Raw genomic sequence first — 23,679 nt, forward strand, 5'->3', positions numbered from 1 at the left:
CGCGCTATCACCCTGTGGGGTGTGGCGTAGAGCCATCAGGCAGCGTCGGAACTCGACGTTACCGGTCGTCAATACATCTCTAACGCGGGGACACATGCAGACACTTAAGGTCGATCTAGGCGAGCGCAGCTACCCGATCCATATTGGCGAAGGTCTGCTGGACCAGCCCGAGTTGCTTGCCCCGCATATTGCCGGTCGGCAAGTGGCGATCATCTCCAACGAAACGGTCGCGCCGCTGTATCTGGAGCGTCTGAGCCGCAGCCTGGCGGCCTACTCGGTGATCTCGGTGATCCTGCCGGACGGCGAAGCCCACAAGAACTGGCAGACCCTGCAACTGATCTTTGATGGCCTGCTCACCGCACGCCACGACCGCCGCACCACCGTGATCGCCCTGGGCGGCGGTGTGATCGGCGACATGGCCGGCTTCGCAGCCGCCTGCTACCAGCGCGGCGTGGACTTTATCCAGGTGCCGACGACCTTGCTGTCCCAGGTTGATTCGTCGGTGGGCGGCAAGACCGGTATCAACCACCCGCTGGGCAAGAACATGGTCGGTGCGTTCTACCAGCCTCAAGCCGTGCTGATCGACACCGCGACCCTCAACACCTTGCCCCCGCGCGAGTTGTCGGCGGGCCTGGCGGAAGTCATCAAGTACGGGCTGATCTGCGACGAGCCGTTCCTGGCCTGGCTCGAAGAACATGTGGACGCGCTGCGCAACCTTGACCAGGTGGCACTCACCGAAGCGATTTCGCGCTCCTGCGCCGCCAAGGCGCTGGTGGTGAATGCCGACGAACGGGAGTCCGGCGTGCGGGCTACGTTGAACCTGGGTCACACCTTCGGCCATGCGATCGAAACCCATATGGGCTATGGTGTGTGGTTGCATGGGGAGGCCGTAGCGGCTGGCACGGTGATGGCATTGGAGATGTCGCAACGCCTGGGCTGGATCAGTGCCCAGGAGCGAGATCGCGGCATCCGCCTGTTCCAGCGGGCCGGGTTGCCGGTCATCCCGCCGGAGGAGATGACCGAGGTGGACTTCCTCGAACATATGGCGATAGACAAGAAAGTGATCGACGGTCGACTGCGACTGGTGCTGCTGCGCCACATGGGCGAAGCGGTGGTAACCGACGATTATCCGAAAGAGATTCTACAGGCCACGCTGGGAGCGGATTACCGCGCCCTGGCCCAGCTTAAAGGTTAACAAGACCCCAATGACTAGTTTGCATGCCGACGAGGCGTTCCTCGGCCATTACCAGTTAAGCCACGACCCCTTCGCTCCACGGGTGCCTGGTTTCAAATTTTTCCCGGCCCAGCGCAAGCCAGTGCTCGGCCAGTTGCACCATCTCGCGCGCTACAGCCAGTTGCTGCTGGTCGTGACCGGGCCGTTGGGCAGCGGCAAGACCCTGCTGCGCCAGGCGCTGGTGGCCAGTACCAACAAGCAGTCGGTGCAGAGCGTGGTGGTCTCGGCCCGTGGCGCCGGTGATGCAGCTGGCGTGTTGCGCCAGGTTGCACAGGCGCTGGACGTCGCCACCGCCGAGCCGAATGCAATCCTCAAGCAGGTTGTACAACTGGGCCTGACCGGCCAGGAAGTCTACCTGCTGGTGGATGACGCCGAGCAGCTCGACGAGTCCGCCCTCGAAGCGCTGCTGGCGCTGGCGGCAGGCACTCCGGAAGGCCGTCCGCATGTATTCCTGTTTGGTGAGTCGTCGTTGATCGCCGAGCTGGAGCAAATCAGCGGTGACCAGGAGTTGTTCCACGTCATCGAGCTGCAGCCGTACGAAGAGGAAGAAACCCGCGAATACCTGGCTCAACGCCTGGAAGGCGCAGGGGCGGGTATCGAACTTTTCTCCGCTCAACAGATCTCTGATATTCACGAAAGCGCAGGCGGCTGGCCTGGCACCATCAATCAGGTTGCCCGCGATGCACTGATCGAAGCCATGATTGCCAGCCGCACCGCGGTCAAGCGTCCAAAGATGGGGTTCACCATGCCTAAGAAACACGTATTGGCCATTTCCGCCGTTGTCGTGGTGGCCGTCGCCGCTGCCTGGTTGATCCCTGGCCGCAGCAAGGCACCGACGACCGCCGGCGCGCCAACCGAACAGGCGCAGTTGCCACTGGGTAAGCCCACGCCAAACGTCGAATTCGCCAACTCCGGCCAGCCGACCAACCTGCCGATGGTCGGCCAGCCGGTCATGCGTGGCCCACTCGCCGAAGAAGCCGGTGGTATCTCCGAAGGCGACGACGGCGTGCCGGTGGAAGGCTCCAGCGCCACACCGCCGACCGTGACCACCACCGCGCCGCCGGCGGGCGTGCCGGCCGGACAACCGGCTGCCAAGCCGACCCCTGCGCCGACAGTCGCCACCGCCAAGCCTGCGCCAGTGACCAAGCCGGTCGCGCCTGCCCCTGCTGCCAAGCCGGCCCCGGCCGCCAAGCCTGCTGAAAAACCGGCCGCCACCGTGGCCAAAGCCGGCGCCGCCGGCGGCAGCTGGTACGCCAGCCAGCCAACCGGCAACTTCGTGGTGCAGATCCTTGGCACCAGCTCCGAAGCCAATGCCCAGGCGTTCGTGAAAGAGCAGGGCGGCGAGTACCGCTACTTCAAGAAAGTGCTCAACGGCAAGCCTCTCTACGTGATCACCTACGGCAACTTCGCAAGCCGTGCTGCAGCCGATTCCGCCATCAAGGCCTTGCCAGCGAAGGTTCAGGCTGGTAAACCTTGGCCTCGCACTGTTGCCAGCGTTCAACAAGAACTCGCAACTGCTCGCTGAAGATCCGGCGGCCTTACCCAGGCCGCCCTCCCGGCACCTCAAAAATACAAACCGCAAGTGCGTGCAGCTTCCTGGAAGCCGCGCGCCTTGCGGTGTCTGCGTCATAGTTGCTTTTGAGTCGTAGCGGTCAGAATTAAAAAAGTTTTGACTAGCACAGCATATCGCTTTAAACCTTTCATAAATGCGACATAGATTTGCGACATTTCGTCGCTAAATTTGTGAGCGTCTGTGTCGGTGTGTACAATGACCTCCCTTTTGCCCCCGCTAAGCCGGCGTACGTTCGGCGTGGAAGGTAACCGGTTGAATTGAAAAGAAATTTGCCTCGATATAAGAGGCAGCCTGGTGAGAAAGTGTCTATGAAAGCAGGTCTGTACCAACCCGATGAATTCAAGGATAACTGTGGTTTCGGCCTGATAGCCCACATGCAGGGCGAGCCCAGTCATACCCTTTTGCAAACGGCCATCGAGGCCCTGACCTGCATGACCCACCGCGGTGGGATCAACGCCGACGGCAAGACCGGCGACGGTTGCGGCTTGCTGATTCAAAAGCCCGACCAGTTCCTGCGCGCCGTCGCCAAAGAGCATTTTGCGGTTGACCTGCCCAAGCAGTACGCCGTGGGCATGGTGTTTTTCAACCAGGACCCGGTCAAGGCCGAGGCCGCTCGCGAGCACATGAACCGCGAAATCCTGGCCGCCGGCCTGCAACTCGTCGGCTGGCGCAAGGTGCCGATCGACACCAGCGTGCTCGGCCGTCTGGCCCTGGAGCGCCTGCCGCAGATCGAACAGGTGTTCATCGCAGGCGACGGCCTGAGCGACCAGGACATGGCGATCAAGCTGTTCACCTCCCGTCGTCGTTCGTCGGTGTCCAATGCCGCCGACACCGAACACTACATCTGCAGCTTTTCCCACAAGACCATCATTTATAAAGGCCTGATGATGCCGGCGGACCTCACCGCCTTCTATCCGGACCTGAGCGATGAGCGCCTGCAAACCGCAATCTGCGTGTTCCACCAGCGCTTTTCCACCAACACCTTGCCGAAATGGCCGCTGGCCCAGCCATTCCGCTTCCTCGCCCACAACGGCGAGATCAACACCATTACCGGCAACCGCAACTGGGCTGTGGCCCGTCGCACCAAGTTCGCCAACGATCTGATGGACCTCGAAGAGCTCGGCCCGCTGGTCAACCGCGTCGGCTCCGACTCTTCGAGCATGGACAACATGCTCGAACTGATGGTCACCGGCGGCATCGACCTGTTCCGTGGCGTGCGCATGATCATTCCGCCTGCGTGGCAGAACGTCGAGACCATGGACCCGGACCTGCGTGCATTCTACGAGTACAACTCGATGCACATGGAACCCTGGGACGGCCCGGCCGGCGTGGTCATGACCGACGGCCGCTACGCGGTGTGCCTGCTCGACCGTAACGGTCTGCGCCCGGCGCGTTGGGTGACCACCACCAACGGTTTCATCACCCTGGCGTCGGAAATCGGTGTGTGGAACTACCAGCCTGAAGACGTCATCGCCAAAGGCCGCGTGGGCCCTGGGCAGATTCTCGCCGTGGACACCGAAACCGGGCAGATCCTCGACACCGACGCCATCGACAACCGCCTGAAGTCGCGTCACCCGTACAAGCAATGGCTGCGCAAGAACGCCCTGCGCATCCAGGCGACCATGGAAGACAACGACCACGGTTCGGCTTTCTACGACGTCGACCAGCTCAAGCAGTACATGAAGATGTACCAGGTCACGTTCGAAGAGCGCGACCAGGTGCTGCGTCCACTCGGCGAGCAAGGCTACGAGGCGGTCGGTTCCATGGGCGATGACACGCCCATGGCCGTGCTGTCCCAGCGCGTGCGCACGCCCTACGACTACTTCCGCCAGCAGTTCGCCCAGGTGACCAACCCGCCGATCGACCCGCTGCGCGAAGCCATCGTGATGTCGTTGGAAGTGTGCCTCGGTGCCGAGCGCAACATCTTCCAGGAATCGCCTGAGCACGCTTCTCGCGTGATCCTCAGCTCGCCGGTCATTTCCCCGGCCAAGTGGCGTTCGTTGATGACCCTGGAGCGTCCAGGTTTCGACCGCCAGATCATCGACCTGAACTACGACGAGAGCCTCGGCCTTGAAGCCGCTGTGCGCAACGTTGCCGACCAGGCCGAAGAAGCCGTGCGCGCCGGTCGTACCCAGATCGTGCTGACCGACCGCCACATTGCCCCCGGCAAGCTGCCGATCCATGCCTCGCTGGCGACCGGCGCGGTGCACCACCGCCTCACCGAAAAAGGCCTGCGTTGCGACTCCAACATCCTCGTGGAAACCGCCACGGCCCGCGACCCGCATCACTTCGCGGTGCTGATCGGTTTCGGCGCCTCGGCGGTCTATCCGTTCCTGGCCTACGAAGTGCTGGGTGACCTGATCCGTACCGGTGAAGTCCTGGGCGACCTCTACGAAGTGTTCAAAAACTACCGCAAGGGCATCACCAAGGGCTTGCTCAAGATCCTGTCGAAGATGGGCATCTCCACCGTTACGTCGTATCGCGGCGCTCAATTGTTCGAAGCCATCGGCCTGTCCGAAGAAGTTTGCGATTTGAGCTTTCGTGGCGTGCCAAGCCGCATCAAGGGCGCGCGTTTCGTCGACATCGAAGCCGAGCAGAAAGCCCTGGCGGCCGAAGCCTGGAGCGCGCGCAAGCCGATCCAGCAAGGCGGCCTGCTCAAGTTCGTGCACGGTGGCGAATACCACGCCTACAACCCGGACGTGGTCAGCACCCTGCAAGCCGCCGTGCAGCAGGGCGACTACGCCAAGTTCAAGCTCTACACCGCGCTGGTGGATAACCGCCCGGTGTCGATGATCCGCGACCTGTTCAAGGTGAAAACCCTGGACACACCGTTGGCGATCAGCGAAATCGAGCCGCTGGAGTCGATCCTCAAGCGCTTCGACTCTGCCGGTATCTCCCTGGGCGCCTTGTCGCCCGAGGCTCACGAAGCCCTGGCCGAAGCCATGAACCGCCTGGGTGCGCGTTCCAATTCCGGCGAAGGCGGCGAAGACCCGGCGCGCTACGGCACTATCAAGAGCTCGAAAATCAAGCAGGTTGCGACGGGCCGTTTCGGTGTGACGCCGGAATACCTGGTCAACGCCGAAGTGCTGCAGATCAAGGTAGCCCAGGGCGCCAAGCCCGGCGAAGGCGGCCAGCTACCAGGCGGCAAGGTCAACGGCCTGATCGCCAAGCTGCGTTATGCAGTGCCGGGCGTGACCTTGATTTCACCGCCGCCGCACCACGACATCTATTCGATCGAAGACTTGTCGCAGCTGATTTTCGATCTCAAACAAGTCAACCCGCAGGCCTTGGTCTCGGTGAAACTGGTGGCGGAAGCCGGCGTGGGCACCATCGCCGCCGGTGTGGCCAAGGCCTATGCCGACCTGATCACCATTTCCGGCTACGACGGCGGTACCGGTGCCTCGCCGCTGACCTCGATCAAGTACGCCGGCGCGCCGTGGGAACTGGGCCTGGCCGAAACTCACCAGACCCTGCGCGGCAACGACCTGCGCGGCAAGGTCCGCGTGCAGACCGACGGCGGCCTGAAAACCGGCCTCGACGTGATCAAGGCCGCGATCCTCGGCGCCGAAAGCTTCGGCTTCGGCACCGCGCCGATGATCGCCCTCGGCTGCAAATACCTGCGCATCTGCCACCTGAACAACTGCGCCACCGGCGTCGCCACCCAGAACGAAAAGCTGCGCAAGGATCACTACATCGGCACCGTCGACATGGTGGTGAATTTCTTCACCTACGTCGCCGAAGAGACCCGTGAGTGGCTGGCCAAGTTGGGTGTGCGTTCATTGGAAGAGCTGATCGGGCGCACTGATCTGCTGGAAATCCTCGACGGCCAGACCGCCAAGCAACAGCATCTGGACCTGACGCCACTGTTGGGCAGCGATCACATCCCGGCTGACAAGCCGCAGTTCTGCCAGGTGGACCGCAACCCGCCGTTCGACAAAGGCTTGCTGGCCGAGAAGATGGTGGACATGGCCGGTTCGTCGATCAACGACGCCAGCGGTGGCGAGTTTGCTCTGGATATCTGCAACTGCGACCGTTCCATCGGCGCCCGCGTCTCCGGCGAAATCGCGCGCAAGCACGGCAACCAGGGCATGGCGAAAGCGCCGATCACCTTCCGCTTCAAGGGCACTGCGGGCCAAAGCTTCGGTGTGTGGAACGCTGGTGGTCTGCACATGTATCTGGAAGGCGACGCCAATGACTACGTAGGCAAGGGCATGACCGGCGGCAAGCTGGTGATCGTTCCGCCTGCCGGCAGCGTCTACAAATCCCAGGAAAGCGCCATCATCGGCAACACCTGCCTGTACGGCGCCACCGGCGGCAAGCTGTTCGCTGCCGGCACTGCCGGTGAGCGTTTCGCCGTGCGTAACTCCGGTGCCCACACCGTGGTGGAAGGCACTGGCGATCACTGCTGCGAGTACATGACCGGTGGATTTGTCGCGGTACTGGGCAAGACCGGTTACAACTTCGGTTCGGGCATGACCGGCGGTTTCGCCTACGTGCTCGACCAGGACAACACCTTCGTCGACAAGGTCAACCACGAGTTGGTCGAGATCCAGCGGATCAGCGGCGAAGCCATGGAATCCTACCGCAACCACTTGCAGCATGTGCTGGACGAGTACGTCGAGGAAACCGGCAGCGAATGGGGGCGTAACCTCGCCGAGAACCTGGATGATTACCTGCGTCGTTTCTGGCTGGTCAAGCCCAAGGCGGCCAACCTGAAATCGTTGCTTTCCAGCATCCGTGCCAACCCGCAGTGATATGCGCCTGAAGAGTTTGATGAGGTTTTAACATGGCTGAACGTCTGAATAACGACTTCCAGTTCATCGATGTCGGGCGCAAAGATCCGAAGAAGAAACTGTTGCGTCAACGCAAGAAAGAGTTCGTGGAAATCTACGAACCCTTCAAACCCCAGCACTCGGCCGACCAGGCCCACCGCTGCCTGGGGTGCGGTAACCCGTATTGCGAATGGAAGTGCCCGGTGCACAACTTCATTCCCAACTGGCTCAAGCTGGTGGCCGAGGGCAACATCCTCGCCGCCGCCGAGCTGTCGCACCAGACCAACACCCTGCCGGAAGTCTGCGGCCGGGTGTGTCCGCAGGATCGCCTGTGCGAGGGTGCGTGCACCCTTAACGACGGCTTCGGCGCGGTAACCATCGGTTCGGTGGAGAAGTACATCACCGACACCGCGTTCGCCATGGGCTGGCGTCCGGACATGTCCAAGGTCAAGCCGACCGGCAAGCGCGTCGCCATCATCGGTGCGGGCCCTGCCGGCCTGGGCTGTGCCGACGTACTGGTGCGCGGCGGCGTGACCCCGGTGGTGTTCGACAAGAACCCGGAAATCGGTGGCCTGCTGACCTTCGGCATTCCTGAGTTCAAGCTGGAAAAAACCGTACTGAGCAACCGTCGCGAAGTGTTTACCGGCATGGGTATCGAGTTCCGCCTCAATACCGAAATCGGCAAAGACATCACCATGGAACAACTGCTCGCCGAATACGACGCTGTGTTCATGGGCATGGGTACCTACACGTATATGAAGGGCGGCTTTGCCGGTGAGGACCTTCCGGGTGTGTACGACGCTTTGGACTTCCTGATTGCCAACGTCAACCGCAACCTGGGCTTTGAAAAGTCGCCGGAAGATTTCGTCGACATGAAAGGCAAGAAAGTCGTGGTGCTCGGCGGTGGCGACACCGCGATGGACTGCAACCGCACGTCGATCCGCCAGGGCGCCAAGTCGGTGACCTGTGCGTACCGTCGTGACGAAGCCAACATGCCCGGCTCGCGCAAAGAGGTGAAGAACGCCAAGGAAGAAGGCGTGAAATTCCTCTACAACCGCCAGCCGATCGCCATTGTCGGTGAAGACCGTGTCGAAGGCGTGAAGGTGGTCGAGACCCGTCTCGGCGAACCGGACGCCCGTGGCCGTCGCAGCCCCGAGCCGATCCCGGGCTCCGAAGAGATCATTCCGGCCGACGCCGTGGTGATCGCCTTCGGTTTCCGCCCAAGCCCGGCGCCGTGGTTCGAGCAGTTCCAGATCCAGACCGACAGCCAGGGCCGCGTCGTCGCCCCGGAACAAGGCCAGTACAAGCACCAGACCAGCAACCCGAAGATCTTCGCCGGTGGCGATATGGTGCGCGGTTCGGATCTGGTGGTAACGGCGATCTTCGAAGGCCGCAACGCCGCTGAAGGGATCCTGGATTACCTGCAAGTCTGACCCTGATCTCGAATTAAAATGGGATCAAAAAATGTGGGAGCGGGCTTGCTCGCGAAGGCGGCAGATCAGTCAAAGAAGCACTGACTGACACACCGCCTTCGCGAGCAAGCCCGCTCCCACATTTGTATTGCGCTGCTTTCAAGGCCGCGACAAATTGACCCGATAGACAAAAGGCACGGCTCACTCCGTGCCTTTTGCGTCGCGCTCTGAGAAAATGCCCGCACTTTTTTTGCGGATGCCGACATGACTGCCCTCAAGAACGACCGTTTCCTGCGTGCCCTGCTCAAGCAACCCGTGGACGTCACCCCCGTGTGGATGATGCGCCAGGCCGGTCGCTACCTGCCGGAATACCGCGCCAGCCGCGCCCACGCCGGCGACTTCATGAGCCTGTGCATGAACCCGGAGTTCGCCTGCGAAGTCACCCTGCAACCGCTGGACCGCTATCCCCAACTGGACGCGGCCATCCTCTTCTCCGATATCCTCACCATTCCTGACGCGATGGGCCAAGGCCTGTACTTCGAAACCGGCGAAGGCCCGCGTTTCAAGAAAGTCGTCAGCACCCTGGCCGACATCGAAGCCCTGCCGATCCCGGACCCGCACAAAGACCTCGGTTACGTGATGGACGCCGTGAGCACCATCCGCCGCGAACTCAATGGCCGCGTGCCGCTGATCGGTTTCTCCGGCAGCCCCTGGACCCTGGCCACCTACATGGTTGAAGGCGGCTCGTCGAAAGACTTCCGCAAGACCAAGGCCATGCTCTACGACAATCCGCAAGCCATGCACCTGCTGCTCGACAAGCTGGCACAGTCGGTCACCTCGTACCTCAACGGCCAGATCATGGCCGGCGCGCAAGCGGTGCAGATCTTCGACACCTGGGGCGGCAACCTCTCGGCGGCGGCGTACCAGGAATTCTCCCTGGCCTACATGCGCAAGATCGTCAGCGGCCTGATCCGTGAACACGAAGGTCGCAAGGTCCCGGTGATCCTGTTCACCAAGGGCGGCGGCCTGTGGCTGGAAAGCATCGCCGACGCCGGCGCTGACGCACTGGGCCTGGACTGGACCTGCGACATCGGCGAAGCCCGCCAGCGCGTCGGCAACCGCGTTGCACTGCAGGGCAACATGGACCCGACCGTGCTGTACGCCAAGCCGGAAGCGATCCGCACCGAAGTCGGGCGTATCCTCGCCAGCTACGGCAAGGGCACCGGGCACGTGTTCAACCTCGGCCACGGCATCACCCCGGAAGTGAACCCGGAGCATGCCGGCGCGTTCCTGCGCGCGGTGCACGAACTGTCCGCGCAGTATCACGAGTGATCGGCGCGCAATAGAAAACGCCCGGGCTATACCGGGCGTTTTTGTTTGGTACCGACGGACATAAGGCACTGGCAATGTCCGTTATTACGGACATGCTGGCGTTTTTAATCATTAAAGTCCGTTATGGGTGACATTATGTTGCTGGCCAATCCACCCGAATTGGGTGACAGAATACGACAGCTGCGTCGCGCCAAAGGCTATAGCCAGGCGCAACTGGCGGAGCGGGCCAAGTGCAACCGCAAGACCATAATGGATCTTGAAGCAGGTGAAAACGTCGCGATGTACACCGTGTTCCGGGTAATTTCTGCGCTGGGAATGGCCCTGGACGTTGTCGATAAACGCATCGATCTCAAGTCCCTGGCCGATCTGGTGGAGCATGATGAGTAGAGTCAAATTACTCAACGTCGTCACCCCCGATGGACATTCAGGCGAACTGTCCAAGGGCTCGCAGTTCCCGTTCGCTTATTCATCCAGTGCAGCTTGCCCCTGTATTCGATGTCACCACCACAACCGTGTATCAGAATTACAATCCCAAGTCCGGTCGTTCCCTGATTGATCGCACGCTGGCAATCAAACTGAACAAGGCCAAGGCGTATCCGGATCGTCAGCAACTCATGGAGTTTGGTCGTAAGCACTGTGCGGTGGAGAAGCCAGGGGTGATCATCGAGCAAATCGCAGAGGCGATGTCCGAGGCGCTCATTACGCATCAAACCCGTATCGACGTTGAGCTGTTTTCGGCAATGCAGGCGGAGTGGGACGGGGGGCGTGCGATGGCGCTCCATACTTCGGTCGGCACCGGTATGAAGCGAAAGCCGGTTGCAAAAAAACCGCTGTAAAGAGGTTTTTCCTGGGCGGTACTGGCACTTCAAGTCGCTGCTTGCCCCAACGGCGGCAACTTCGCCAGCCTCAACGCCACCAGCAATGCGCCGATCAACAACGCCACGATAAACGCCCCAATCCCGTTCCACCCGCCGAAGTGCCAGAAGAACCCGCCCGCCGTCCCGGCAATGCTCGATCCCGCGTAGTAGCTGAACAGGTACAACGACGATGCCTGCCCTTTGGCTTTTACCGCGCGACGGCCGATCCAGCTGCTGGCCACCGAGTGGGCGCCGAAGAAGCCGAAGGTGAAGACCAGCATGCCTGGCACCACCAGCCAAAGTGGGGTGAACAGGGTCATGGCCATGCCGGCGAGCATCAGCGCGATAGTTGCCCAGAGCACGCGGCGGCGGCCCAGGCGGTCGGCCAGGGCGCCGATTTTCGCCGAGCTGTAGATGCCCGAGAGGTACACCAGCGACAGCAGGCCGACCACGGCTTGGCTGAGGTCATAAGGGTCGGCCAGCAGGCGGTAGCCGATGTAGTTGAACAGGGTCACGAACGCACCCATCAGCAGGAAGGCTTCGAGGAACAACCACGGCAGGCCCGCGTCCTTGAAGTGCATGACAAAGCCGTCCACCAGGCTGCGCGGCTTGAGGCTGGTGGCGCGGAAGTTGCGCGACTGGGGCAGGATTTTCCAGAACACCGTGGCGGCGACCAGCGCCAGGGCGCCGATGATCAGCATTGCGGTGTGCCAGCTGACGAAGTCGATCAGCACGCCGATGATCAGGCGTCCACTCATGCCGCCAATCGCGTTGCCACCGATGTAGAGGCCCATGGCCAGGCCGATGTGCTGCGGGTGGATCTCTTCGCTCAGGTAGGTCATGGCCACGGCGGCCAGCCCGCTCAGCGACAGGCCCACCAGCGCACGCATCAGCAGGATGCCTTCCCAATTGGGCATCAAGCCGCTGGCAATGGTCGCCAGTGCCGCGCAGAACAACGCGCAGACCATCACCGGCTTGCGTCCCAGCCGGTCGGAAATCGGCCCGGTGATCAGCAAGCCGAACGCGAGCATCGCGGTAGCCACGGATAGGATCAGGCTGCTCTGCGCCGCATTGATGGAAAATTCATGGGACAACGCCGGCATCATCGGCTGCACGCAATACAGCAGGGCGAAGGTGGCAAAACCGCCGCAGAACAGCGCCAGCACCGTGCGCATGAACATCGGCGTGCCTTTTTCGATGTACGCGTCATTGAGCTGGGCCACCACTTCATCCAGTGCGGTGGGTGGGCGTTCTTGAGCGAGTGGAGCGACAGCAGCTTTCACGGGTACCTCGGGGCATAAGAGCTTGCCAGGAGCGGCAATGCAAAAAAGAATATAGCTGGCTAATGATTCTTTCCAATATATTGTTCGACCTGTTTGATAGCTTTAACGACCTAATGAGGTGTGCATGGAATTGCGTCACTTGCGGTATTTCATCGCGGTTGCCGAAGAGCTGCATTTCGGCCGCGCCGCGCAGGTGCTGGGCATCTCGCAGCCGCCGCTGAGCCAGCAGATCCAGGCGCTGGAACAGCAAGTGGGTGCGCGGTTGTTCGAGCGTACCAATCGTCGCGTCGAGCTGAGCGAAGCGGGCCGGCTATTCCTGCACGAGGCACGGCTGGTGCTGGCCCAGGTCGACAAGGCGGCGGATGTGGCGCGTCGTGCGCAGCTGGGTGAGCTGGGCGAGTTGAAGATCGGCTTCACCTCATCGGCGCCATTCAATGCCAGCATTCCCCAGGCGATCTTCGCGTTTCGCCAGGCGTTCCCGGCGGTGCACCTCAATCTTCAGGAGATGAGCAGCACGGAAGTGGCCGAGTCGCTGGTGGATGAGTCGATCCAGGTGGGGCTGATGCGACCGCTGCCGTTGCCAGACTCGCTGAGCGTGGTCGAGCTGATGCGCGAGCCGCTGGTGGCCGTGTTGAATGCCGACCACCCGCTGGCAGAGGGCAGCGAGCGTGGCGTGCACCTGGCGCAACTGGCGCAGGAACCGTTCGTGTTTTTCCCGCGCGCCTACGGCAGCGGCCTGTATGCGCAGTTGCTAAGCCTGTGCCGTGACGCCGGCTTCAGCCCCCACATCGCCCAGGAGGCGGGGGAAGCGATGACCATCATCGGGCTGGTGGCGGCGGGATTGGGCGTATCGGTATTGCCGGCGTCATACCAACGCATCCGGATCGATGGCGTGGTGTATCGCACGCTGCTGGACCCGGAGGCGGTGACAGCGGTGTGGCTGGTGCAACGCAAGGGCGCGCAGACGCCGATGGCGAAGGCGTTTGTGGAGTTGTTGACGCGTAAGGCAGTGCTGTAGCGCGGACACATATCAGGTAACGCAACCGGCTTAGTTATTCGCCGAAAAGTTACGCAGAATCGCTTTTTCTCAAGCGAGTGATACGGATGGCACTTCTCTATCAGCCCAAGGAGGGCAGCGTGTTGATGTGTGATTTTCGAGGCTATGAGGTCCCGGAAATCATAAAGATCCGACCGGTCATCGTGGTACGCAAGCACCGAACCAATAAGTTGCTGGTGACGGTTGTGCCACTGAGCACCACTGCGCCGCAGACGGTCTTGGAGCACCACCTGCAGCTCGATAGCCATCTTCAAGGAGCAAGCCCTGTCTGCTGGGCAAAATGTGACATTGTGGCGACTGTCAGCCTGGGCAGGCTCGACCGGATCAAAAGCAAAGATCGCCACGGCAAACGAACTTACAAAATCGCTGAACTCACCTATGATCAATTCTTAGCAATAAAGGCGGCGGTGCGCAGTGCGCTGGGGCTGCATTGAGGGATGAACGGCATTTTGCCACGGGTTGCCGTTAAGCTGTTTTCAGGCATACTGCCCACGTTCCCGAAAGGGGCTTGTGAGACTCTGAGGATCCTGGGCAACCAGCCATCGCAGAGCCAGGCAGGACGAGGCGATGACAAGCCAACCTGTTTGTGAAGAGGGCGCCGAGAGGCGCCCTTTGTCGTTTCTGAATCCTGAGTGCCTCAGTTCTGCTTGGTAGTCCCGGTCTGCTCAAACAACTGCGCCGCCGACCCCGCCTCCCCACTCACACCATTGCTGCGCAAGCCCGTCATGATGTCGCGATCCAGGTTGTTCACCCAGCGGTTGTAGTTGCGATGGATCTTGCCGTCCTTGTAGCCCAGCTCGCGGCTGTCGCGGTAGGTGATGGCGTAGCTGTTGCGGGTGTAGCGGATGTCGATGGCGGCGTAATACTGGTTGCGCACATTGATCTCGGCCTGCACCAGTTGCGGGCTCAACCGCTGCACCGTCCAATTGCGCGTTTGCAGGGCGTTGACGATCACCGTTTTCATTTTTTCTTCACTGACCTGAGCGTTGGCCGGCAGGTCGTGCTGGGTATTGAGGATCGGTTTGCTGGTGCAGCCGGCTGTCGTCAGCAGGGCCAGGGTGATCAGGGTCGCGCGTAGCAAGGAAGACATTCCGTTTTCTCCAATCGATTAAAAAGTCAGGACCAGCGGCGGAAGATCAGCGAGGTGTTGACGCCGCCGAAGGCAAAGTTGTTGTTCATCACGTAGTCGTGGTGCATCTCGCGGAATTCACCTTGCACGTAGTCCAGTTCGCCGCATTGCGGGTCGACCGAATCCAGGTTGAAGGTGTGCACGTACTGGTTGCGGTTCATCATCTCGATGCTGAACCAGGACTCCAGCGCACCGCAGGCGCCTAAGGTATGGCCCAGAAAGCTCTTCTGCGAACTGATCGGCATGCGGCTGCCGAACAGGCTGCTGGTGGCCAGCGTTTCGGCGATATCGCCCTGGTCGGTGGCGGTGCCATGACCATTCACGTAGCCGATTGCGCCAGGCTCAAGCCCGGCATCTTCCAGGGCCAGCTCCATCGCGCGGCGCATGGTTTTCTGTTCCGGACGCGTGGTGTGCTGGCCGTCGGCGTTGCTGCCGAAGCCGACCAGCTCGGCGTGGATATGCGCACCGCGCGCCAGGGCGTGTTCCAGTTCTTCGAGCACCAGCATGCCGCCGCCTTCGCCGATCACCAGGCCATCGCGGCCGCTGTCATAGGGGCGTGGACTGGTTTGCGGGGCATCGTTCTTCAGGCTGGTGGCGTAGAGCGCGTCGAACACCATGGCTTCGGTAGGGCACAGCTCTTCGGCGCCACCGGCCAGCATCAACGGCAGGCGACCGAACTTGATCGCTTCATAGGCATAGCCGATGCCCTGGCTGCCGCTGGTGCAGGCGCTGGACGTGGGGATCAGCCGCCCGGTGAGGCCGAAAAAGATGCTGATATTCGCCGCCGTGGTGTGCGGCATCATGCGCACATAGGAGTTGGCATTCAGCCCCTCGGCCACCGAATTGAGCAACATGTTGCCGAACGCCTTGATCTCGTCGGTGCTGCCGGTGGACGAGCCACAGGCCACGCCCATGCGCCCGTCCTTGATCGACTCGTCACCGAGCAGGCCGGCGTCCTGTAACGCCTGTTCCGCCGCCCACACCGCCAGGCGCGAGACGCGGCCCATGCTGCGCAGTTGCTTACGCGTCCAATGGGCGGGCACGACAAAGTCGTCGATCGGCCCGGCCAGGCGCGTGTTCAATTCGGTAAAACGGTCCCACTCGTCCATGCGCCGGATGCCGCTGCGGTTGGCGCGGAAGTTGGCGCAAATGGTGTCCCAATTACCGCCCAGGGAGGTCATGCCGGCCATGCCGGTGACGACGACGCGCTTCATCAGCACAATCCCCCATTCACCGCCAGGACTTGGCGCGTGATATAGCCGGCTTCGGCCGACATCAGGAAGTTCACTGCGCCGGCTACCTCTTCAGGCGTGCCCATGCGCTGCGCCGGGATCATCTTCATCAGCTCTTCCACCGGTACGTTTTCATCCAGCATCGCGGTGTCGATCAAGCCGGGTGCGACGCAGTTGACGGTAATCTTGCGCTTGCCCAGCTCGATGGCCAGGGCCTTGGCCGCGCCGATCAACCCGGCTTTGGAGGCACTGTAGTTAACCTGGCCACGGTTGCCGATCAATCCGGAAACCGAGGTGATGCACACAATGCGCCCGGCGGCGCGACGACGAATCATCGGCATCATCACCGGGTGCAGGACGTTGTAGAAACCGTCGAGGTTGGTGCGCATCACCACGTCCCAATCGTCTTCCGACAACGCCGGAAACGCACCGTCACGGGTCAGACCTGCGTTGAGCACCACGCCGTAATAGGCGCCGTGTTGCTCTACGTCGGCCTCAAGGATTTCCTTGCACGTCGCGCGATCCGCCACATCGAATTGCAGCACCCGCGCCTGGCGGCCCAGCGCTTGAACCTCGGTCTGCACCGCGTCAGCTTCGGCACGGCCACTGCGGCAGTGCAGCACGATGTCATGCCCGGCCTGGGCCAGGCGCAGCGCGATGGCGCGGCCGATGCCACGGCTGGAGCCGGTGACCAGTACGGATTCAGTCATGACGTTCGTCCTTCGATTCAGCTAAATAGTTGGCCGCCTGGGGCGGTCGAAATACATTCAAGCGGGCGCTGGCCTGGATCCCGTTGCCGGTCAGGTGGCATTCGAACACACCCATGCCATTGTCGTCTTCCAGGGAACGCAGGCCGTGGATCGTCAATTCGGCGCCGGCGGGAAAGTGTTCCACGTTGCACTCGAACTTACGTGTACCGAGCAGGAAGCCCAGTTCCACGGCTTCGCCTTTCTGGCGCGCGCGGCAACCGGCATAGGCGGCGACGCTTTGCGCCATCAATTCGATGCCGACCCAGGCCGGAAGGCTGCCGTCCGCGCGGTTGAACAGGCCGCCGGGCTGGACGGTGGTACGGGTGTAAACCTGCTCTTCGTCAAACGACAGCACTTGGTCGATCAGGATCATGTCGCCGGCATGGGGCAGCAGTTCGGCGAGTGGCCAATTGATCATGGGGCCTCTGCGATAATCAGGCTGACATTGTTGCCGCCGAAAGCAAACGAGTTGCTCATCAGGCAGCGTTTTTTCAGGCCGGCTCCAGCCTGCGCCCACTGCAAGGCAGGCAGCAGCGGGTCGGCCTGGCCGTCCCAGACATGCGGCGGCACGCGGTTGTGAACCAGGCTCAACCAGCAGAACGCCGCTTCCAGCGCGCCGGCTGCGCCCAGGGTATGGCCGCTCATGGGTTTGGTCGACGAGCAAGCCACGCCTTGCGGGAACAGGCTGGCGACGGCCAGGCTTTCCATGGCGTCGTTATGCTGGGTGGCGGTGCCGTGCAGGTTCAGGTAGCCGATCGCTTCGGGCTGCAGCCTGGCACTGGCGAGCGCCTTGCGCATCGACTGCAACGCACCCTTGCCGGTGGGTTCAGGCGCGGAGATATGGTGCGCATCGCAACTGGCGCCGCTGCCCAGCAGGGCGATGGGCGCGGGTTCCCTGCTCATCAGGAACAGCACGGCCGCCTCGCCGATGTTGATGCCGTCGCGGTTCACCGAAAACGGGTTGCAGCGCTGGTTCGACACGGCTTCCAATGCGCTGAAGCCATTGAGGGTGAGCTTGCACAGGCTGTCGACGCCGCCGCAAATGACCGCATCGCACAGGCCCAGGTCCAACAGGCGTTGGGCGCTCATCAGCGCGCGGGCGCTGGAGGTGCAGGCCGTGGAGATCACATAGGCCGGGCCGCTCAGTTGCAGCCAGTCAGCCAGGAAGTTGGCCGGGGCGCTGAGTTCCTGTTGCTGGTAGTCGTAGTCGCCTGGGAACCGGTGTTCCCGCAGGTACTGGGCCATGCCGCGACTGGCCTCGTCGATGCCCGAGGTGCTGGTGCCGAGCACGACGCCGACCCGTGAAGCGCCGTAAGTCTGGATGGCGCGGCGGATCTCACCCTCGATCTGCAACGCCGCTTCCAGCAGCAGTTGGTTATTGCGGCTGCGTTGCTGGCCCAATTGCGCCGGGATGGCCGCTAATTCGCCGTGCACACCGGCTACCGGCAACTCGCGCTCCGGCACCCAGCCGCTCTCGGCGCGCATGCCCGAGCAGTCACCGGCAAACAGGCGGCGGCTGACTTCAGCCTGGCCACGGCCAAGGGCGCAGATGATGCCCAGGGCGTTGAGGTAGGCGGTCATCGCGCAGCACCGAGCGGCGTGACGCGGTAGCTCAACGGCTGCCCGGTCATGTTCACGCTGAAGACTTCGGAAGACTGATACACGATCTGCCAATGGCCCGGCAGGGTCCGCGTCAAGTCCCTGGCCTGGGCGCCGGGATACAGCGCACGCACATCATCGGCCGAGGTCAACGCAAACAGCAACGCGGCAAACAGCTCGCGCGCCTGAGGGTTGGGCGGCAGCAGGCCATCGGCCTGCCACTGGCCATCGATCAGTTTTTGCCGGGCCTGGGGGATGCCCAGCGGGTCCATCATCGACCAGCGAATGCCGCCGCCTTCGCGCTGGATCACCAGCAGCCAGTCCTGGCTCTGGCCGTCGGCCAGGCGTTGCACATGCAATTGCAGCGGCAAGGCCAGGGCTGGGGTTTTGCCGGGCAGCGGTGGCTGGCTGGCGCAGGCGCTCAGCAGCATCAGGCAGCCGATCAACAGCATGCGCATCATGGCGCGGCACTCGCCAAAGGTTTGCGTGCCACGCAGTTGACCAGGGTTTCTTCGCGCTGGCCCACCGGTGGCGCCTTGCGCAGGCCCCAGCGCTCCAACAGGCCGAAGTCGCTGGAGCGGCTCCACCACAGATACGGGTACGAGACGTTCTGCGGGCCGAATTCAAAGCCCTGCTCGCGGAGCATCTGCAGGTATTGCTCGGCGCTTTTCTGCACGTGCATCGGGTGGCGGAACAGCCAACGGATCACCCAGGTATCGATATAGGCTTCGGTGGACTCGGCAAACAGCAAGTAACCCCCCGGCTTGAGCACGCGGTAGAACTCCTTGAGTGCGCGATGCTGTTCAACCAGATGGTGGAAGGTCTGGTGGCAGAACAGGATATCGACACTGGCGTCCGGCACTTGCAACGTGGCGCAGTCGCTGCCGATCAACTCGACGGCCAGGCCCTGGCGCGCGGCTTCTTCGCGGCTCAACTCCAGGCTGTGAAGATCAGCGTCCAGGCCGATCAGCCGCCCAGGCGCGAACACTTGGTGCAGCAGCGTGAAGGATTTGCCCTGGCCGCAACCGGCGTCCAGCAGCACCGGTGCCTGGGGCAGCGGTTCGGTAAACAGGCTGCGCAGGTCGTTGATCGCTACACGCAACACGCGGTGCTGCCAGGTGTGGCTGCGCAGGAACCAGAAGCCGAACCGGGTTTCTTCGACGTAGTTGCTGCTCAAGCAGGTTTTTTCCAGCGGCGCGCTGCTCATACCGGCTCACTCGCACAGATTTCCGACAACATCCGCAACCGTCGCTTGGGCTCGTTCACGAACGGGTTGCGCTCATCCCATGCGTACCCGGCAAGGATCGCGCTGATCATGCGCCGAATCTCCGGCGAGCTGCCCGGGTGGAAAATCACATCCTGGAAGGTCCCGGCGTACCAGCCCTCGACGTAGCAGCGGAAGGTTTCGACGCCGCGCTTCAAGGGCTCGGCGAACTCGGTTTGCCAGTCCACGGTTTCGCCTTTGAGCTGACGATGCAACACGCCGGCCGCCATGCTCGCCGAGCGCATGGCAATGGTCACGCCGGACGAAAACACCGGGTCGAGAAATTCCGCGGCGTTGCCCAGCAGTGCAAAACCCGGACCGTGCAGGGTTTTGACATTGGCCGCGTAGCCGCCGATGGTCCGCGCCGGCGTATCCCATACGGCGTTGTCCAGCACGCCGGACAGGCTCGGGGTTTCGTCGATAAAACCGCGCAGGCAGGCGTCGAGGTCAGTGTCACGGCCTTCGAAATGCGCCTTGGCCGCGACCACGCCGACCGAGCAGCGGCCGTTACTGAACGGAATGGTCCAGAACCAGATATCGCGCTGTGTCGGGTGAGTCGTGATCAGGATCTTGGTGCGGTCGAAGCCTGGGTGTTCGATCCGATCTTCAACGTGGGTGAACACGGCCTGGCGCACCGGGAAGTCCGACGGCACGTCCAGGTCGAGCAGGCGCGGCAGCACACGGCCGTATCCGCTGGCGTCGAGCACGAATTTGGCTTTGAGGTGGTACTCGCTGCCGTTTTCACGGCGAACGTGCAGGTAGCGGCACTCGCCCTTGAAATCGACGCCGACGATGGTTTCGCCGTAGCGAATCTCCACGCCCTGCAGCGCGGCCTGATCGGCCAGCAACTTGTCGAACTCGCCACGCTGCACCTGGAAGGTGGTGGGCTTGCCGTGGCTGAAGGTGTCGCCGAAATCAAACGCGCTGTAGCGCTCGCCCCAGGCGAACGCGGCGCCGGTTTTCAGTTGGAAACCCGCGGCCTGCACGGCCTCGAGCATGCCGGCCTCTTCGATAAAGTCGATGCAGTGGGACAGCAGGCTTTCGCCAATCGAGAACCGTGGGAAATGCTGGCGCTCGATGATCAATACATCATGCCCATTGCGCTTGAGCAGCGCGGCGGCGATGGCCCCGGATGGACCGGCACCGATCACCACCACCTGGCGACGTTCCATTTCAACTGTGGGCACGAGGGCTCCTTGCCGTTCTGGCGATAATCACATTCATAAGGCGTGTTTCTGTTGTCCGGCCCAGGGCGCCAGCATAAAGCTGAATGCCAGGCCCAGGCTGACCGATAGGCCGAAATTACTCACCGCCGGCGTGCTGGACACCGCCAGCAGGCCAAAGGATAACCAGGTCGTCAGCGCCGCCAGCAAGGTTCCCAACAGGCTGACCGCGGGGCCGCCGATCTGCTCGCGCATCAGGATCGCATAATCGACGCTGATAGCCGTGACCAGCAGCAAGCCGAACAGGCTGAACAGCGTCAGCGGCTGGCCCAGCCAGCCGAGGCTGGCCAGGCTGCACAGCGCCGCCAGCAGCGGCAGGGCGACGATGCGCAAGGCCCCGCCAAAACCGAACGGCAGGATCAGCAGCAGTACGATCAAAACACAGGACATCAGTTTCAATTCGGCGGCGCTGATTTGCGTGTCGGCGAACACCCGGTTCAAATCGCCCAGGCGGTCCACTAACTGCACACCCGGTAAGTCCAGTGCCTGCACCCGCAGCAAGGCCGGGTTGTTCAAACCTTGCAGGCTGACCATTGCCGCCACGCCACCTTCAACCGGGCCAAGCCACAGGGTGCGCCACGGTTCGGCCAGCGGGCCTGCCAGCGCGTCATCGATGTCCTGGGTGGGCAGCGCTTGCAGTCGCGCAACTTCGGCCTGCAGCGCACTGGCGGGCACGCCGAGATCGAGCAGCGGCTGCCAGTGTTGCGGCAGTTGGTTCAGCGCATCGCGCAATTGTTGTTGCTCTGCGGGCAGGCTGACCAATTGATTGAGCGCCAGGTAGCCCTTGAGTTTGTCCATGTTCACCAGTTGGTCCAGGCGCTGCGCCAACGCAGCCTGGCGCTCCAGCAACTGCTGCTGGGTGTCTGCGCGCACCAGGAAGAACTGGCTGGTGGGCTGGAACCCGGTAATGCGCGCCACGGCCTGGGCTTCCTGCAGCAATTGCGGCGGCGCGCCGATCCATTGGCGAATATCATTTTTGCTGTTCAAGTGCCATAAGCCACCTGCGCAAAACAGCAGCAGCGCCCCCAGCAATACCGGGCTCGGCACGCGCTTGAGCAAGGATGCACGCGCGCGCCACATCCCTTCGGCGATGCGCAGCGGCCATTGCGCCGGGCGCAGCTCTGCGCCGTTTAGCAGTGCCGGCAACAGGCACACGGCGCACAAGTAAGCGCCGACCAACCCCGCGGCAGAGAACACCGCGATTTGCGTCAAGGCCGGAAACGGCGTCCAGGCCAGCGCCAGATACCCGATGCAGCTGGTCGCCAGGCTCAGGCTCAAGCCTGGCAGCGTGAGGCGCAACGCCGGCCAACTGCGCCATGGCCGCAGGCTCCAACTTTTCGACAAGTAATGCAGCGGGTAGTCCACCGCCACGCCGATCAGGCTGGAGCCCAGTACCAGCGTCATCACATGCATATGGTCAAACAGCGCAACACAGGCCACCGCGCCAAACAGCATGCCCACCAGCACCGGCACAAAGGCCAGCAGCACGCGCCAACGGCGGAACGCCAGCAACAGCAGTAACAGGATGCCGAGGGTGGCGCCGCCGCCGACCCAGGTGATTTCCCGTGTGGCTTGCTGTTGACTATTGGCGGCGTAGAGCAAGCCACTGGCGGCGAGCAACTGTGCACCGTGCCCGGCGGCCTGCTCGCGGCTGGCCTGGAGCAGATCCGCCACCTGCAGCGGCAGTTTCATATCGAAGGCATTGCCGGTGGTGCGCGCGCGCAGCAACACCCAGCTTTTGCCGTCGGCATCGGCGATCAACGCGCCGCTGCCGATATCCAGCTGCACGGCGCCGCGCTGCGGCTGGCTGTTCTGGATGCGCCCGGTCAGGCCCAGCCAGTCGTCCTGGCTGGGCACCAGGCTGAAACCGGTAAAGGGGTCGAACAGCGCCTGTACGCGCTGTTGGATAAACGCGTCAGGGTGCTCGATCAGCTGCTCACGGTCCTTGGCCGAGAGCATGGCCAGGCGCCCGCGCAGCAATTGCTCGCGCAGTGCCGGCAAGTCGGCTTGCAGGTTCCATTGCACCTTTTCAAACAACCCGCTGGCCTGCCAGCGCTCGCCCAATTGTTGGGCCACGGCCACGGCTTGCTGGCGGTCGGCATGCCCGACCAGCACCAGCATTTCGCGGTTCAGCGGTTCTTGCATGCGTTGTTCGGCCTGCTGTTCCAGCGCATCCGGCGTGCTGCCCGGCACCAGTTCCATCAGGTTGGCCGACAACGGCGCGCCGTGACGCCACTGCCAGCCGGCCAGGGCCAGCATGGCGACCAGCAGGATCAGGAACAGGCGCGGCAGCAGGCGCTCACTGGGCAAAGTCGTGTTGCTCCGCGTCAGTCAAGGGTTGGCTCGCCGTGCTGTCCTGCATGCGCAGCAGGGTGCTGTCGCCCTGGGTTTCCAGCAATTCGATTTTCTGCACCAGTTCGCCACCGTCGATATTGATCTGGGTGAAGACTTGCTTGAGCAGCAGCGAGCGCGGCACCAGGGTCAATGTCCACTGCTTGGCCTCGCCTTGCAGTTGCAGGTCGAAATCACGCTGCAAGCCGCTGCTGTCGCCCTGGAGCACGGCGAGGAACAGGCGGTTCTGCTCGGCGCCGGCGCTCTTGTTCGGCAACAGTTGCCAGCCATTGGCGTCACGCCGGGCAATGCCCTGGGCGCTGATGCGGTAGTCCTGTTGCAGCGGGGTTTTGAGCAGCCACAGCAGGCCATGGTCCTTGGCCAGGACGAAGGTGCCTTTGCTGACGAGGGGCTGGGGCAGGGCGCGCAGGTGTTTTTCCTGGGTGAAGTTGCCGTGGATGACGGTGGGTTTTGCGAGTTGGTCGCTGAGTTGCTGCAGGTCGAAAGCCTGGGCCAGGCCCGGAATACTTAATAGCAGGATTAAGGCGATCCCTGTGGGAGCGGGCTTGCCCGCGAAGAACCTGAGAGCGCCGCGTAGCATCAGGCGACCCGCATTATCGTTAACGTCCATC

Annotated in this window: 20 protein-coding genes; 9 read left to right on the plus strand and 11 right to left on the minus strand. The window is 62.5% G+C overall.

Translation table 11 applies throughout. The features are described 5' to 3' along the window. Positions 1–94 precede the first annotated feature (94 nt). The 7 genes from aroB to H0Z09_RS04210 all read left to right on the plus strand — a co-directional run bounded on the left by aroB (position 95) and on the right by H0Z09_RS04210 (position 11,159). The gene (gene aroB, locus H0Z09_RS04180; RefSeq protein ID WP_186687668.1) at positions 95–1,195 is read left to right on the plus strand and encodes a 3-dehydroquinate synthase; all 1,101 of its coding nucleotides are present in this window, start codon (positions 95–97) and stop codon (positions 1,193–1,195) included. A 10-nt stretch (positions 1,196–1,205) separates the two neighbouring features. After that, positions 1,206–2,759 (plus strand): AAA family ATPase, encoded by a 1,554-nt coding sequence (locus H0Z09_RS04185; protein WP_186687671.1) that lies wholly within the window; start codon positions 1,206–1,208, stop codon positions 2,757–2,759. A 356-nt stretch (positions 2,760–3,115) separates the two neighbouring features. After that, a complete protein-coding gene (gene gltB / locus H0Z09_RS04190) occupies positions 3,116–7,561 on the plus strand; it encodes a glutamate synthase large subunit (RefSeq protein ID WP_186687674.1) in 4,446 nt (1,481 codons plus the stop codon). Between the two features lie 32 nt (positions 7,562–7,593). Next, complete coding sequence (locus tag H0Z09_RS04195) at positions 7,594–9,012, plus strand: FAD-dependent oxidoreductase (RefSeq protein WP_057724416.1); 1,419 nt, start codon at positions 7,594–7,596, stop codon at positions 9,010–9,012. A gap of 243 nt (positions 9,013–9,255) precedes the next feature. Further along, a complete protein-coding gene (gene hemE, locus H0Z09_RS04200) occupies positions 9,256–10,323 on the plus strand; it encodes a uroporphyrinogen decarboxylase (protein WP_186687677.1) in 1,068 nt (355 codons plus the stop codon). A gap of 135 nt (positions 10,324–10,458) precedes the next feature. Then, a complete protein-coding gene (locus tag H0Z09_RS04205; protein ID WP_169375921.1) occupies positions 10,459–10,710 on the plus strand; it encodes a helix-turn-helix transcriptional regulator in 252 nt (83 codons plus the stop codon). A gap of 29 nt (positions 10,711–10,739) precedes the next feature. Next, positions 10,740–11,159, plus strand: a complete 420-nt coding sequence (locus tag H0Z09_RS04210) for a hypothetical protein (RefSeq protein ID WP_238340196.1) — start codon at positions 10,740–10,742, stop codon at positions 11,157–11,159. 29 nt (positions 11,160–11,188) lie between these two features. On the opposite strand, the gene H0Z09_RS04215 is transcribed toward H0Z09_RS04210, so the two are convergent. Further along, on the minus strand, positions 11,189–12,463 hold the full coding sequence (locus tag H0Z09_RS04215; RefSeq protein ID WP_186687679.1) for an MFS transporter: 1,275 nt from the start codon (positions 12,461–12,463) through the stop codon (positions 11,189–11,191). Positions 12,464–12,587: 124 nt separating this feature from the next. Here H0Z09_RS04215 and H0Z09_RS04220 point away from each other — a divergent pair, with 124 nt between their 5' ends. After that, positions 12,588–13,481 carry a LysR family transcriptional regulator gene (locus H0Z09_RS04220; RefSeq protein WP_076951756.1) on the plus strand — a complete coding sequence of 298 codons (894 nt, stop codon included), beginning with the start codon at positions 12,588–12,590 and terminating at the stop codon, positions 13,479–13,481. Between the two features lie 86 nt (positions 13,482–13,567). Further along, a complete protein-coding gene (locus H0Z09_RS04225; RefSeq protein WP_186687680.1) occupies positions 13,568–13,954 on the plus strand; it encodes a type II toxin-antitoxin system PemK/MazF family toxin in 387 nt (128 codons plus the stop codon). Positions 13,955–14,157: 203 nt separating this feature from the next. Here H0Z09_RS04225 and H0Z09_RS04230 read toward each other — a convergent pair whose 3' ends face one another. From H0Z09_RS04230 to H0Z09_RS04275, 10 genes are read right to left on the minus strand one after another with little or no spacing between them, the layout of a single operon-like run. After that, positions 14,158–14,610 carry a hypothetical protein gene (locus H0Z09_RS04230; protein WP_186687681.1) on the minus strand — a complete coding sequence of 151 codons (453 nt, stop codon included), beginning with the start codon at positions 14,608–14,610 and terminating at the stop codon, positions 14,158–14,160. Positions 14,611–14,636: 26 nt separating this feature from the next. Continuing rightward, a complete protein-coding gene (locus H0Z09_RS04235) occupies positions 14,637–15,863 on the minus strand; it encodes a beta-ketoacyl-ACP synthase (protein ID WP_186687682.1) in 1,227 nt (408 codons plus the stop codon). After that, positions 15,863–16,591, minus strand: coding sequence for a 3-oxoacyl-ACP reductase FabG (gene fabG, locus H0Z09_RS04240; RefSeq protein ID WP_186687683.1), 729 nt, complete (start codon positions 16,589–16,591; stop codon positions 15,863–15,865). Before fabG ends, H0Z09_RS04235 begins: the two co-directional genes overlap by 1 nt. Beyond that, positions 16,584–17,048 carry a hotdog family protein gene (locus tag H0Z09_RS04245; protein ID WP_186687684.1) on the minus strand — a complete coding sequence of 155 codons (465 nt, stop codon included), beginning with the start codon at positions 17,046–17,048 and terminating at the stop codon, positions 16,584–16,586. The genes fabG and H0Z09_RS04245 overlap by 8 nt, the downstream gene beginning before the upstream one ends. Further along, positions 17,045–18,211: a beta-ketoacyl-[acyl-carrier-protein] synthase family protein gene (locus tag H0Z09_RS04250; RefSeq protein WP_186687686.1), complete on the minus strand. Its 1,167-nt coding sequence runs from the start codon at positions 18,209–18,211 to the stop codon at positions 17,045–17,047. Before H0Z09_RS04250 ends, H0Z09_RS04245 begins: the two co-directional genes overlap by 4 nt. Next, complete coding sequence (locus H0Z09_RS04255; protein WP_186687688.1) at positions 18,208–18,690, minus strand: hypothetical protein; 483 nt, start codon at positions 18,688–18,690, stop codon at positions 18,208–18,210. The genes H0Z09_RS04250 and H0Z09_RS04255 overlap by 4 nt, the downstream gene beginning before the upstream one ends. Then, the gene (locus tag H0Z09_RS04260) at positions 18,687–19,436 is read right to left on the minus strand and encodes a class I SAM-dependent methyltransferase (protein ID WP_186687691.1); all 750 of its coding nucleotides are present in this window, start codon (positions 19,434–19,436) and stop codon (positions 18,687–18,689) included. Before H0Z09_RS04260 ends, H0Z09_RS04255 begins: the two co-directional genes overlap by 4 nt. After that, positions 19,433–20,680 carry a tryptophan 7-halogenase gene (locus H0Z09_RS04265; RefSeq protein ID WP_186687694.1) on the minus strand — a complete coding sequence of 416 codons (1,248 nt, stop codon included), beginning with the start codon at positions 20,678–20,680 and terminating at the stop codon, positions 19,433–19,435. Before H0Z09_RS04265 ends, H0Z09_RS04260 begins: the two co-directional genes overlap by 4 nt. Positions 20,681–20,713: 33 nt before the next feature. Then, complete coding sequence (locus H0Z09_RS04270; protein WP_186687697.1) at positions 20,714–23,026, minus strand: MMPL family transporter; 2,313 nt, start codon at positions 23,024–23,026, stop codon at positions 20,714–20,716. Then, entirely contained in the window at positions 23,016–23,678 is a 663-nt protein-coding gene (locus H0Z09_RS04275) for an outer membrane lipoprotein carrier protein LolA (protein WP_186687943.1), read from the minus strand. The genes H0Z09_RS04270 and H0Z09_RS04275 overlap by 11 nt, the downstream gene beginning before the upstream one ends. Position 23,679: the final 1 nt, after the last annotated feature.

Source organism: Pseudomonas sp. SWRI18 (genome assembly GCF_014268345.1).
GTDB lineage: Bacteria > Pseudomonadota > Gammaproteobacteria > Pseudomonadales > Pseudomonadaceae > Aquipseudomonas > Aquipseudomonas cedrina.

Bases quoted from the DNA above. Each gene is read 5' to 3' on its own strand.
- aroB (WP_186687668.1), top strand. From the start codon at position 95: ATGCAGACACTTAAGGTCGATCTAGGCGAGCGCAGCTACCCGATCCAT.
- H0Z09_RS04185 (WP_186687671.1), top strand. From the start codon at position 1,206: ATGACTAGTTTGCATGCCGACGAGGCGTTCCTCGGCCATTACCAGTTA.
- gltB (WP_186687674.1), top strand. From the start codon at position 3,116: ATGAAAGCAGGTCTGTACCAACCCGATGAATTCAAGGATAACTGTGGT.
- H0Z09_RS04195 (WP_057724416.1), top strand. From the start codon at position 7,594: ATGGCTGAACGTCTGAATAACGACTTCCAGTTCATCGATGTCGGGCGC.
- hemE (WP_186687677.1), top strand. From the start codon at position 9,256: ATGACTGCCCTCAAGAACGACCGTTTCCTGCGTGCCCTGCTCAAGCAA.
- H0Z09_RS04205 (WP_169375921.1), top strand. From the start codon at position 10,459: ATGTTGCTGGCCAATCCACCCGAATTGGGTGACAGAATACGACAGCTG.
- H0Z09_RS04210 (WP_238340196.1), top strand. From the start codon at position 10,740: ATGGACATTCAGGCGAACTGTCCAAGGGCTCGCAGTTCCCGTTCGCTT.
- H0Z09_RS04220 (WP_076951756.1), top strand. From the start codon at position 12,588: ATGGAATTGCGTCACTTGCGGTATTTCATCGCGGTTGCCGAAGAGCTG.
- H0Z09_RS04225 (WP_186687680.1), top strand. From the start codon at position 13,568: ATGGCACTTCTCTATCAGCCCAAGGAGGGCAGCGTGTTGATGTGTGAT.
- H0Z09_RS04230 (WP_186687681.1), bottom strand. From the start codon at position 14,610: ATGTCTTCCTTGCTACGCGCGACCCTGATCACCCTGGCCCTGCTGACG.
- H0Z09_RS04235 (WP_186687682.1), bottom strand. From the start codon at position 15,863: ATGAAGCGCGTCGTCGTCACCGGCATGGCCGGCATGACCTCCCTGGGC.
- fabG (WP_186687683.1), bottom strand. From the start codon at position 16,591: ATGACTGAATCCGTACTGGTCACCGGCTCCAGCCGTGGCATCGGCCGC.
- H0Z09_RS04245 (WP_186687684.1), bottom strand. From the start codon at position 17,048: ATGATCAATTGGCCACTCGCCGAACTGCTGCCCCATGCCGGCGACATG.
- H0Z09_RS04250 (WP_186687686.1), bottom strand. From the start codon at position 18,211: ATGACCGCCTACCTCAACGCCCTGGGCATCATCTGCGCCCTTGGCCGT.
- H0Z09_RS04255 (WP_186687688.1), bottom strand. From the start codon at position 18,690: ATGATGCGCATGCTGTTGATCGGCTGCCTGATGCTGCTGAGCGCCTGC.
- H0Z09_RS04260 (WP_186687691.1), bottom strand. From the start codon at position 19,436: ATGAGCAGCGCGCCGCTGGAAAAAACCTGCTTGAGCAGCAACTACGTC.
- H0Z09_RS04275 (WP_186687943.1), bottom strand. From the start codon at position 23,678: ATGGACGTTAACGATAATGCGGGTCGCCTGATGCTACGCGGCGCTCTC.